Below are 11,885 nucleotides of genomic sequence, written 5' to 3'. Positions count from 1 at the left end.
TTAAAATATTCAGGTGCCTATATCGGCGGTGTCCACCTCTTCCCATTCCGAACAGAGAAGTTAAGCCCGCCAGAGCCGATGGTACTGCGGTAACACGTGGGAGAGTAGGTCGGTGCCAGATCTTAAACTGCATAAGTGCAGATTATCAGAAACCCTGTAGTAACAACTGCAGGGTTTTTCTGGTTACAAGACTATGGGCAATTAACAGCGAATGTTTACCATGGCAATTAATTTGAAATATTGAATCGATATAAAAATATTTAGGTGTCTATATCGGTGGTGTCCACCTCTTCCCATTCCGAACAGAGCAGTTAAGCCCACCAGAGCCGATGGTACTGCGGTAACACGTGGGAGAGTAGGTCGATGCCAAATCTTAAACTGCCTTTGGCAGAAAGAAAGAAACCCTGTAGTAACAACTGCCGGGTTTTTTTATTTGATTATTGTTCGTAATCATGCATCAATTTGAAAGCGTGTGGCATTTAGTTTTGCAAGTTAACTCACTAGCCATTTAGTTTCTAAACCCGAGAGCAACGAAAATCCTTTTTGGTTAAAGAAAACTTTTATTAAAGGAGAAATGCCAAAAAGATTGTAGTGTATAGCGGGACCGAAGCCTCCTTAATTATTGCTGTATATGCTTTACCAAAAATTTGAAATACTGCAAAGTTAGCTTTCCTTAACAGCTAACTGACCGCATGCAGCGTCGATATCCTTACCTCGGCTGCGACGGATATTTGTGGTAATGCCCTGGCCTTTTAAGTAGTTTGCAAATGCATCTATCTTATCCCCTTCTGCATTGGTAAAATCTGCGAATGAAATTGGATTATATTCGATTAGATTTACTTTACAAGGTATATGTTTACAGAACTTGGCTAAATCCATTGCATCAGAAATCTCGTCGTTAAAATTATTAAAAACGATATACTCGTAGGTAACTGGATTTTTTGTTTTTGCAAAATAATATTTAAGTGCCTCAGCTAATGCTTTTAATGAATTGGCCTCGTTAAAGGGCATAATTTCATTACGTTTCTGATCATCAGCTGCATGGAGCGAAAGTGCAAGATTAAACTTGGCCCCATCATCGCCCAGTTTTTTGATCATTTTTGCGATACCTGCAGTAGACACCGTAATGCGTTTGTAGCTCATATTTAAACCATCGGGAGCAGTAATGCGCTCGATTGATTTCAATACATTTGCGTAGTTGAGCAATGGTTCGCCCATACCCATGTATACAATATTGGTAAGTGGGTTATTGTAATTCTGCTTTGCTTGCTTATCTATTAAGACAACTTGGTCATAAATTTCATCGGCATTTAGATTTCTTTTACGATCCATATATCCGGTAGCACAAAATTTGCAAGTTAAACTGCAACCAACCTGAGAACTTACGCAGGCTGTCATACGGTCTTCCAATGGAATTAAAACGCCCTCAACAATGTTTCCATCTGCTAAGCGAAATGTATTTTTTATTGTGTGATCGTTACTAAACTGGGAATTGTTAACCTGAACTGCGTTTATGGCAAAACCTTCATCTAATACTTTTCGCAAATCTTTAGAAAGATTGCTCATTTCTTCGAAACTGGTAGCAGATTTTTCCCAAAGCCACTGATAGATTTGCTTAGCCCTAAACGCAGGTTGTTGCATAGCCGTAAGATGCTGTTGCAACTGAGGCAAATCTAATGAGCGGATATCGAGTTTTTTTGCTGTTACCATTTGTTGCAAAGGTACTTAAAAAGCTTTTAAGCTGAAAGGTTAATGCACGTTGCGCTCGATTGAAGAGGCAAATTTTACAATTTGCTGTTTGCTAGGGCTATCTGCCTCTCTGTCTGGGATTTGCTTTTCCGGTTTGCTTGCCCTTCGTAGGTCGCGAGGTTCTATTTGCTGAACCTGATTTACTTGCGGATTTAGCTGATGCGCCACCGGATGATTTTTTACTGAAAGATTTTTGACCGCTTGGTTTTGATGGACGTGATGGCTTTTTTGTTTGCTCCGGCCTTTGTTCCGGTACTTCTTCCCAAGAGTTTGTTTTTTTCTTCGTGTTTTTCGGTTTAGAAACTGCTTCTGAAGAAGATTTCTCTACCATTTTAGTAATGCTGGCCAATTCGTTCTCAGTAAGTTCTCTAAATTCTCCAGTCGGGATACCTTTAAGGTTGATGTTCATAATGCGAGTGCGCTCCAATTTGGTTACTTCGAAGCCAAAATGTTCGCACATTCTACGGATTTGCCTGTTCAGGCCCTGAATTAGAATGATGTTAAAAACAAATGTACTGATTTGGCGTACTTTGCATTTTCTGGTATTTACACCGAGAATGGGTACCCCATTGCTCATCTCGAAAATAAAATCTTCGGTAATTGGTTTGTTTACGGTAACCACATACTCCTTTTCGTGCTTATTGCCCGCCCTTAAAATTTTATTAACGATATCGCCGTTATTGGTGAGGAATATTAAGCCAGAAGAATCTTTGTCTAAACGGCCAATGGGAAAAATACGCTCACTATGATTTACATAATCAACAATATTATCTTTAACGTTAGATTCTGTTGTACTGGTGATGCCAACGGGTTTATTGAATGCTAATAGAATAAAATTTGAATCTTCTTTGGGTTCGATATTATGGCCGTTGACCATAACCTTATCTCCAGCCAAAACCTGATCGCCAACTTTTGCCCTTTTTCCATTGATAAAAACTGTTCCTTTTTCTATAAATCTATCCGCCTCGCGACGAGAACATAATCCGCTTTCGCTGATGAATTTATTTAAACGGGTTGCACTTGAAGTTTGCATAGATTTAATTTTATGCAAATATAAACTAAAAGGCTAAACCGATGCGCCTGTTTCTATTTCATTAATAAATTGGCCAATGTTGGCTTGAAGCAATTTTAATGTCTCGGGATCGGTAATTTCATTTTCTCGATTAACCTTAGTGCGGGCGAAGGGAATAAGTTGTGCAATTGGCTTAACTTCCAAAACGGTTAAAATGTGATTTAAAGATTCGAAAGATTTCTCTCCGAGTGAAGAGGCTACAATTGAAAGTATTGGTTTTTTAGAAAACGATGCTGACGAAACCGTCCAATCTATTGCATTTTTAAATGAACCGGGTAAACCCATTGCATATTCGGGTGTACACAATAAAATTCCATCTGCATTGACAATTGATTTTCGAAATATTTTAACGCTTTCTGGAGGATTATTTTGATCTAAATCGGGGTTGAAATGAGGTAGATTAGCAATATTGTCGAAAAGGTTTAGCTGATAATTTTGAGGGATCAGTTTTTCAATGGCTTTTATAATTTGAAGATTGCTAGAATGATCACGCGTACTTCCGCAGATTGCAAATATTGTTTTCATTAAAGCAAATATAAACGACCAATTTTTAAAAGATGTTATACTAATGAATTCCTTGGCCAGACTTGATGCTGACCAAGGAAAAGAAATTAAAAGTTTTGATCATCAGCACTTGGACCATAGCTTCCTGGAATTGGAATATCCAATAACCTTAAATAAACTCCCAATTGTGCTCTATGGTGTGAGGTTTGGCTAAAAGCATGGCGAATGGTTTCGTACTTGGTATAATCAGCTAAAATTTGTTCCCCATTGCGCAAAATCCATTTGCCTTCCAAATCTGTTTCGCTTGCTTTTTCTAATTCAGATTTACCACTTTCATAGCTTTTTTCTAAAAGTTTTACCAAATCTTCAGCGCTGTTTACCGGAGTTTCTTCGTACGGAGCAGTAGCAAAATCCAACCCGTCAGTAGTTAAAGCCATACTTACCCAACTTGGCAATTCGGCAATGTGACTGGCGAGCGATTTCATTTTCATACTCTTTTCGTGCGGTGCCCAATCGAATTTATCAGCAGGTACAATGGCCATAAATTTTTTAGTTGTTTTAAATTCCGCTTCGAATTCTTTTAATAATAGTTTAATAAGATCCATATTTTTTGATTTTGTAGTTTCAGTTATGTGCATTTCCATTAATAATAAACTAGCTAAGCTCATAGTTTTCGGGTTTGTTTATACAAAGAAAAGATGGACGAGTGACAACCCTATGGCAGTGTAAAAAATAAAACTGATTTTTATTTGAAATAATTTACCAACCCTTCCCCTCCTAAAATAGAAGGGGATTAACGTATGCTTTTATGAAAGAATGTAATTCTTAAAAAGAGGCAGAATAAATTTCAGGGACTTAAAAATTTGAATTCTATTCCACAGAAGTGAGATGGGTTGATTCTCTTTCCTATCAAAAATTAACAGGCAACATGCTCATATAGTCACTTAAAGGCATATGATTTGTTTTTCGAAAGGGTTCGCAATGATTTTTTAGACAGATAATTCTGGTCAGATTGAAATCGCGGTATTGATTGCGCATGTGGCACCAAGCAATTAAATGCCAGCTAAAAGCATAAAAAATTAGTCCGATGGGTTCAACAGTGCGTTTACTAATCTCATCCTTAGCATTTTTATATTCTACTTCTACCATATTTTTCTCAGAAATGGCATTTTGAAGCGTGGATAAATATTCAAAATTGAAAGTCAAGCGCTCCGGAATCTGTAGTTTAATATGCTGGTTCATATTTTCCAGCTTCTCTTTTTGAGAGGCTTTTAATACCGCCTTAACTTTTGTAAGCGCTGTTGAGTAATGCGAACGGATGGAATTATCGGCAAAACCATTTACCAAACTTTCTACTAAAAGCAATGCATTTGCTTCATCCATATTAAAGGAAACTGGCGGGAGAAAAAATCCCTGAACCAAGAAATAGCCCTTTGGTTGTTCAAAGCCAACAGGAATTCCCTGCTCTTGTAGTGCCTTAACATCTCTATAAACCGTACGGATGCTGATGTTAAATTGCTCGGAGATTTTATCTGCTGAAAGATACTTTCGCGATTGCAATAAAGTTAAGATTCCGAAAAGGCGATCGATGCGGTTCATGTTTGTTGGCTTGGTTAAAATTAAATAATTTACACAACTTGTGGTGGTTTTTTAAGCACAAGCATCGGATAATTTTAAAAATTAAAGTCTATAAACCAATTTTGGAATAAAAAACGTCCTTGGTATGTTATTTGTGTATTAAGCCCACATGTCTTTTCCTAATATAATTCGTTAGATATAATAGTGCAATCTGGATTTAATGGCTGTAGATATTCAAAAACGTTTTTTCAGAGCAGTAAAAAGTAAAGTGATTATCGGGTTTTTATTTGCCTGTTTCGCTCTGCTTCTAGCTTGGGGCATCAGCAAATTTGCTTTTACCCGGATGCTGAATACCGTTGAAGAGATTTCTGCACCGAATGATAGATTAAGAATCGTAAACGACCTATCGCACAAAATTGCCAGGCTAGACCAGTTGCAACGCGATGAGGCCTTCAATAAGCAAGGGAACTATAGCTTTTTGAAGGAATCGAGAAAGCTCAGAGTAAGTTTGGATACACTCCGTAAGTTATATTTTGGAGATTCTTTACAGCTGGCGAGAATAAAATCGATTAAAAATTTGCTTACCGAAAGAGATAAGCAGTTTGTATCTTATCTGAAAGTTCGGGAGACCTTGGTTAACACCAAATCTTTTTCTGAGGAGGTTAAAAAATTAAATGGTTTGGTTGCAAGCCGTTCAAGGCAAACCGATAGTGCAATTTTAACTACTGAAACCACAACCTCTACAACTACCGTTGCGCCCGATGATCAAGAAAAATCGAAAGGCTTTTTAAGCAAGTTATTTGGCAAAAAGAAATCTGAGGTTTATAAAATCATTAACGAAGAGTTTAAGGTTAAACGCGATACGCTAAATGCAAAGGCTGAAGACAGTATAATGAAAAGCATGACTGGCTCCTTAAAAAATATAGAGCTCGAGCAAAGGCAAAAAAGTCAGAAGTTTTTAAAAAGAGAAGCCGATTTATCTGACGCAAGTAATGCCTTAACTGGACAAATGCTTCAGATTTTGAGGGAAGTGGAAGGTGAAGCTGTTGCACAGGTTGATTTGAATGGAATTCAGGCAAAAGAGGTGGTAAATGATGGAATTACTCAAATTACTGTAATCATTATTGCATTTTTCTTAATTACCGTAATTCTTCTTTATTTAATCTTGACTGATATTACAAAAAGCAACCGGTATAGAAAAGCACTTGAACAAGCCAAAGATGAGGCAGAATATCATGGCAAGGCGAAACAGCGCTTCCTTTCCAATATGAGTCATGAGATTCGGACACCTTTACAATCTATTTTAGGGTATGCAGAACTGATTACCCAACAAGACCATCCGAAGAAAAAAGATATCGATGCCATTTATCAGTCATCCATACATCTATTGCAGATTGTGAATGAAGTTCTGGATTATAACCGAATAATTTCTGGTGAGTTTAGTTTCAATAATCAGGTGTTCGATGTAAGGAAAGTTTTAAACGAAGCGGTATCGGTTATGCGCCCTTTGGCTGAGCAGAAATCTTTAAAGTTAATCGAAGATTTTGAACTGGCAGGAGTTGAATTTGTTAAGGGCGATGCATTCAGATTAAAACAAATCCTCTTTAATCTTTTAGGCAACGCTGTGAAATTCACATTGAAAGGCGAAATTCTGTTGTCAGCTTCCTGCAAAAGGCAAGGAGAAGATTTACATTTTAACTTTGCAATAAAGGATACCGGGATTGGATTTGCTGAAAAGGATATTGATAAAATTTTTAATGAATTCGAGCAAATCGAATCACCAGAAAAATATATTATTAACCAAACGGGTACAGGTTTAGGATTAACGATAGTTAAATCGCTAATCGAAAATCAAGGTGGAAGAATTTACGTAAAAAGTAAACCTGGGGTTGGTACAACTTTCAATATTTATTTGAAATATGAGGCTACGGAAGAACGGGTTAACGAGGCTTTAGATTTGGAACATTATGCTATTGTTGATTCAGGAAAAGTTTGGGTAATTGATGATGATAAGCTCATTTTAGATTTATGTGGGTTAATTTTTGAAAAGAACAAAATACCGTATAAAAGTTTTAGTCAGGTGGCTGATATATTGAACGAGGTGCCGGAGGCAGATCTGAAATATGTTTTGATTGATATGCGAATGCCAGAAATGACAGGTTTAGAACTTTGTCACTTACTCAAGAAAAAACTTCCCACAAATACTAAATTCTTCGCCATTACAGCGCAGGTTTTGCCCGAAGAGCGAGAAATGGTTTTAAGCGAAGGCTTTGATGGTTTGATTTTAAAACCTTTTAGAGCTGAGGATTTATTGTCGATTTTCGATAGAGCTGAAATTTTAACAGATCAGCCGGAATTTGATTTTTCTTCCATCGAGAAGATGACCTTTGGCGATCAGCAAATGCTGGAGAAAATTCTGATTCGGTTTAAACAGGATTGCATTGAAGATTCCATTCAGTTGAAAAAGCATCTAAAAGAAAACGATCAGGATAAAAGTAGGTTATTGGTTCATCGTTTAGCCGGAAGAACGGCCCAAATGGGATCCAAAACCCTGGCAAATGCATTCAGATTATTGGAGATTGAAATTGCTGATAATGGATTGAATCAAGAAATCCAGTCTGAAATATTATATCAATTGCGAAAGCTGGATGCTTTGATAGCCGTTATGGAAGAAATGGAGCCGACTGTTGAAAAATAAACCTCACCTATTCTTGAAGAGAGGGGGCTAGTTGATAAACAAAAAGTTAAAATCTTAACACCAAAAAATCTCGCAACTCAAGGAGAGGGAAAGCACAAAATATGCATAGCATGTTGCTTTAATAGGGTGAGGTTTACTCAATTCCATACCTTTCCATTTTAGCATAAAGCGTTTTTCTATCAATATTCAGCATTTTTGCCGCTTTGGATTTGTTGTGTTTAGCTTTAATCAAGGTTTCGGCAATCAATGATTTTTCATTTTGCTCATTAACTGCTTTCAAATCTGAAGAGCCGCCCGGAGCAGTTTGTGATTGGACTGAGATCATCATTTCATCCGGCAGGGCATTAACTTGTGCAGTTTCGCCGGGCGATAACAATACCATGCGCTTAATTACATTGCTCAGTTCACGCAGGTTTCCGGGCCAATCGTAATTTATCAATACTGATTTTGCTTCGGCTGAAATACTTTTTACGTTTCTATCTAAATCGCGATTGGAAAGCTGAATAAAATGATTGATGAATAGCTCCAAATCTCCGCCCCGATCTCTTAATGCAGGCAGTTGAATTTTAAATTCGTTTAAACGATGGTATAAATCTTCCCTAAATTCGCCTTGCTGTATGCTATTATTCAAATCATCATTTGTGGCAGTAATAATTCGAACATCAACCGGAATTTGTTTGGTACCTCCCAGAGGTTGAATAACTCTTTCCTGTAATGCACGAAGTAGTTTTATTTGAACTTCATAGCTCAAATTTCCAACTTCATCCAAGAATAAAGTTCCGCCGTTGGCTGCTTCAAATTGGCCTTTCTTATCGTTTAGAGCACCAGTAAAAGCCCCTTTAATATGGCCGAATAATTCGCTTGCCGCTAAATCTTTAGAAAGTGCACCACAATCTATGGCTACAAAAGGCTTATCGGCACGTTTGCTTTGTTGATGCAACGTACGGGCTGCAAATTCTTTACCTGTTCCGCTTTCCCCTTGTATAATTACCGACATATCCGTTGGCGCAACCAAATTAATATGTTCGTAAAGTTTATCGGCTATGGCGCTTTTTCCTTTTATAAAATCAGAATCTGTTTCTTTTACTTTGGTGTTTTTAGAATCTTTTTTCGTCAAGGAATTCTTGATCACCATTAACAATTCATCTGGATTAACTGGTTTGGTAATATAATCGAATGCGCCCATTTGCATCGATTTTACAGCCGTTCTAACATCGTTAAAACTCGTCATGATAATCACTGGAATAGAAAGCCCTAAACCTCTAGCATGGCTTAAAACCTCAACGCCGATTCCATCCGGTAAACGATAATCCAATAAGAGTAAATCGAATTCCTGATTTTCGATTAATTTAAAAGATTGTTTCACATGAGTTACAAGCGTAATCTCATGACTATTTTTTGTTAAAAAGCCTTCAAGTAATTGAGCAAATGTTGTATCGTCTTCTAAAATCAGGATTCTCGCCATACACAAAAATAAGAAAAGCCAGACAAAGTCTGGCCATTCTTGTACTAGGTAGATGTAATATTTGGGGATTTATTGAACTGGTTTACCGTCTTTATCAATTTTTACAGAACCTGTTTCAGCTTCCTTTTTAACATTGATTAGGTAATATTCTTTTGTACCTTCTTTAACCGACCATGCTTCGGTCGCTGTCCAGCCTTTGTAAGCATCAGATTTTAATGCGGTTGTAACTGGCTCAGGCAGTTCTTCCAATTTTATAGGAGTTTTAACTGCGCTATCTTGAACTGCAACAATTGCAGTGTTTTTTAAAGTATTTACTTCTTTAGCTTGCACTGCTGAGAATCCTGCAAAGGCTAAGAATGCAGCAGATAAGATTAACTTTTTCATCTTGTATTAAATTTAAATGTAATGAAGATATCGAAATGGCTTCAATGGTTTAGTTTAGTTAATGCGTAGCCTAAAAAGGCTACGCTTATGTTTTGATTATGCCTTATTTAAAAGCAGTTATTATTGAACCGGTTTACCGTCTTTGTCAATTTTTACAGAACCAGTTTCGGCTTCTTTTTTAACATTGATTAGGTAATACTCTTTTGTGCCTTCTTTAACCGACCATGCTTCGGTTGCTGTCCAACCTTTATATGCGTCAGATTTTAATGCGGTTGTTACTGGCTCAGGTAATTCTTCCAATTTAATTGGAGTTTTTACTGCGCTATCTTGAACTGCAACAATTGCAGTAGTTTTGAAATCTTTTACTTCACTTGCTTGTACTGCTGAGAACCCTGCGAACGCTAAGAATGTAGCTGATAAAATGAACTTTTTCATAGTATATGATTTTTAAAATTTAATGTTTGTAACAATACTTGCAATTGTTTCATAATAATGCCAAAGGTGTGGTTGCGTATTATGTTGCTTATTATTAGTGATTTATGTGTGTGCCAAGAAAAATATATTGTGGAGTTTTTCCACACATTGGGGGGAATGGCTACAGATTTAAGCTATATGTTTTTTTATGAAGGCAAGAATACTGCAATGGTTAATGTTCGTCCCGCTAACGCGTCAAGCACCGAAGAAGAATCGGAGGCTTTTCGCGTATATCGGGTTTATAGAAGTTTTGTCCGTACAAATATTTGGGGTAAAAACCACCCCCAACCCCTCCTTGAAGATAAGGAGGGGAATTAGTTTATGCGCTTTAAAATTCAGTGCAAATATTTAAAGTTGCTGGGTTTAACTGAAAATCCAACCCCAAGATGCGGATACTTACCATTGCAATTGCAACTCGCCTCCTAATTTAGGAGGGGTAAGAGGTGGTTAAACTTGGCAGACTCACAAAATTTTATTTTTTTTTATCAAAAGAATAATTTTTTCTATACTTGCAACCCAATTAAAAGCCTCCTTAGCTCAGCTGGTAGAGCAACTGACTTGTAATCAGTAGGTCATTGGTTCGATTCCGATAGGAGGCTCTTTTATTTACGATTGTAGATTTACGAGTTTAGATTTTGGTCAAAATCTAAACTATTTTCCTAAGCGCATTTTACTTCATAGCTACATCAAAAATCTTAAATTCGCTTCATGCTAAAATATTTTTCAGCCGATTGGATTTTTCCGGTAAACCTTCCGCCAATAAAAAACGGAGTAATTGCAGTTAATAGCCATGGCGAAATAGAAAACATCTTAACCAATGCCGATGCCCAAAAACTCAATTTAGAAATCGAGAAACATATGGGCGCAATCGTTCCGGGCTTTATCAATACCCATTGCCATTTAGAATTATCTCACATGCAGGGGCAAATTCCGGAAAAAACAGGTTTGGTAGAATTTGTTCAGCAGATTATTAAAAGCCGACAAGCTAATGCCGAAGAAATTAATCGGGCAATGGAAAAGGCCGATCAGCAAATGTTCAATCATGGTATTGTGGCCGTTGGCGATATTTCCAATCAAATAGTTTCAAAAGGAATCAAGCAACAAAGTAAAATTTATTACCACACATTTGTTGAGGCGATGGGTTTCAATCCAAAAAGGGCAAATGCAATAATGGATTTTGCATTAGGCATTAAGAATGAGTTTTCGCCATTGCCCGCGTCAGTTGTTCCACATGCACCATATTCGGTTTCCCAAGAACTTTTTGCTTTAATTAATGAGGAAGCTGAAAAAAACGACAGCTTAATCAGTATACATAATCAAGAAACCGTTAATGAAAATCTATTTTTCGAAAATAAAACAGGAGGTTTCTTAGAACTTTATAAATTTTTGGGATTAAACATTTCATTCTTCGAGCCAAGTGGAAAAACCTCTTTACAAACATGGCTGACCTATATAAAAAGGCAAAAAACACTTTTGGTACACAATACGGTTTCGAGCAAAGCCGATTTAGAATTTGCGAAGCAAAACCATGCTGACTTGTATTGGTGTCTTTGTCCGCAAGCCAATTTATACATCGAAAATACTTTGCCAAATGTAGATTTGCTTATGGAAGAAAAAGTAAAAATCACTTTGGGTACGGATAGCTTGGCCAGCAATCATCAACTGAATATTTTATCAGAAATGAAAACCTTGCAAACGCATAAAAAAGTAAGTTTCGAAAAACTTTTGCAGTGGGCAACCATAAACGGAGCAGAATTTTTAAATCTCGACCATCAATTTGGAACGATAGAAGTTGGTAAAAAACCAGGATTGAACCTTATTCAGTTGTCGGAGGAGTTTTTGATTAAGAGTGATGAGGTGGTGAAGCTATTTTAACGATTTTCTAATTAATGAATAAAAATGTATGTTTATTACATGAATTTATATAGATTTGCATTAACAGTACACGCCACGCTACCCTT

11 protein-coding genes, 1 tRNA gene and 2 rRNA genes are annotated in these 11,885 nt (G+C 36.9%); 6 read left to right on the top strand and 8 right to left on the bottom strand.

What is annotated here, in order from left to right; genetic code table 11:
* The first annotated feature begins 9 nt into the window (after nt 1–9).
* Together rrf (DF947_RS16220) and rrf (DF947_RS16215) are read left to right on the top strand one after the other, a co-directional pair.
* Nucleotides 10–121 (top strand): 5S ribosomal RNA (gene rrf / locus DF947_RS16220).
* Between the two features lie 139 nt (nt 122–260).
* Nucleotides 261–372: ribosomal RNA gene (gene rrf, locus DF947_RS16215) — 5S ribosomal RNA — on the top strand.
* Nucleotides 373–663: 291 nt separating this feature from the next.
* Here the strand turns inward: rrf (DF947_RS16215) and rlmN are convergent.
* The 5 genes from rlmN to DF947_RS16190 all read right to left on the bottom strand — a co-directional run bounded on the left by rlmN (nt 664) and on the right by DF947_RS16190 (nt 4,924).
* On the bottom strand, nt 664–1,710 hold the full coding sequence (rlmN, locus tag DF947_RS16210; protein ID WP_109931077.1) for a 23S rRNA (adenine(2503)-C(2))-methyltransferase RlmN: 1,047 nt from the start codon (nt 1,708–1,710) through the stop codon (nt 664–666).
* Between the two features lie 97 nt (nt 1,711–1,807).
* A complete protein-coding gene (gene rluF / locus DF947_RS16205; RefSeq protein WP_109931076.1) occupies nt 1,808–2,782 on the bottom strand; it encodes a 23S rRNA pseudouridine(2604) synthase RluF in 975 nt (324 codons plus the stop codon).
* 33 nt (nt 2,783–2,815) lie between these two features.
* Nucleotides 2,816–3,346 (bottom strand): NADPH-dependent FMN reductase, encoded by a 531-nt coding sequence (locus tag DF947_RS16200; protein WP_109931075.1) that lies wholly within the window; start codon nt 3,344–3,346, stop codon nt 2,816–2,818.
* Nucleotides 3,347–3,432: 86 nt separating this feature from the next.
* Complete coding sequence (locus tag DF947_RS16195; RefSeq protein WP_240615399.1) at nt 3,433–3,993, bottom strand: DinB family protein; 561 nt, start codon at nt 3,991–3,993, stop codon at nt 3,433–3,435.
* A gap of 241 nt (nt 3,994–4,234) precedes the next feature.
* On the bottom strand, nt 4,235–4,924 hold the full coding sequence (locus DF947_RS16190; RefSeq protein WP_109931074.1) for a helix-turn-helix transcriptional regulator: 690 nt from the start codon (nt 4,922–4,924) through the stop codon (nt 4,235–4,237).
* 199 nt (nt 4,925–5,123) lie between these two features.
* On the opposite strand from DF947_RS16190, the gene DF947_RS16185 reads away from it, so the two are divergent.
* The gene (locus tag DF947_RS16185) at nt 5,124–7,601 is read left to right on the top strand and encodes a hybrid sensor histidine kinase/response regulator (protein WP_109931073.1); all 2,478 of its coding nucleotides are present in this window, start codon (nt 5,124–5,126) and stop codon (nt 7,599–7,601) included.
* 133 nt (nt 7,602–7,734) lie between these two features.
* Here the strand turns inward: DF947_RS16185 and DF947_RS16180 are convergent, their stop codons facing one another.
* The 3 genes from DF947_RS16180 to DF947_RS16170 all read right to left on the bottom strand — a co-directional run bounded on the left by DF947_RS16180 (nt 7,735) and on the right by DF947_RS16170 (nt 9,885).
* On the bottom strand, nt 7,735–9,066 hold the full coding sequence (locus DF947_RS16180; protein WP_109931072.1) for a sigma-54-dependent transcriptional regulator: 1,332 nt from the start codon (nt 9,064–9,066) through the stop codon (nt 7,735–7,737).
* Nucleotides 9,067–9,135: 69 nt separating this feature from the next.
* Nucleotides 9,136–9,450 carry a hypothetical protein gene (locus tag DF947_RS16175; protein WP_109931071.1) on the bottom strand — a complete coding sequence of 105 codons (315 nt, stop codon included), beginning with the start codon at nt 9,448–9,450 and terminating at the stop codon, nt 9,136–9,138.
* Between the two features lie 120 nt (nt 9,451–9,570).
* Nucleotides 9,571–9,885: a hypothetical protein gene (locus tag DF947_RS16170; protein ID WP_109931070.1), complete on the bottom strand. Its 315-nt coding sequence runs from the start codon at nt 9,883–9,885 to the stop codon at nt 9,571–9,573.
* A gap of 57 nt (nt 9,886–9,942) precedes the next feature.
* Between DF947_RS16170 and DF947_RS22295 the strand changes: the two genes are divergently transcribed.
* The 3 genes from DF947_RS22295 to DF947_RS16155 all read left to right on the top strand — a co-directional run bounded on the left by DF947_RS22295 (nt 9,943) and on the right by DF947_RS16155 (nt 11,799).
* Complete coding sequence (locus tag DF947_RS22295; protein WP_109931069.1) at nt 9,943–10,242, top strand: hypothetical protein; 300 nt, start codon at nt 9,943–9,945, stop codon at nt 10,240–10,242.
* Between the two features lie 208 nt (nt 10,243–10,450).
* Nucleotides 10,451–10,523, top strand: a tRNA-Thr gene (locus DF947_RS16160).
* A gap of 109 nt (nt 10,524–10,632) precedes the next feature.
* Nucleotides 10,633–11,799: an amidohydrolase family protein gene (locus DF947_RS16155; RefSeq protein ID WP_109931068.1), complete on the top strand. Its 1,167-nt coding sequence runs from the start codon at nt 10,633–10,635 to the stop codon at nt 11,797–11,799.
* Nucleotides 11,800–11,885: the final 86 nt, after the last annotated feature.

This window comes from Pedobacter paludis (assembly GCF_003173575.1).
In the GTDB taxonomy this organism is placed as follows: domain Bacteria; phylum Bacteroidota; class Bacteroidia; order Sphingobacteriales; family Sphingobacteriaceae; genus Pedobacter; species Pedobacter paludis.
This window is presented reverse-complemented; position numbering and strand designations above follow the sequence as displayed.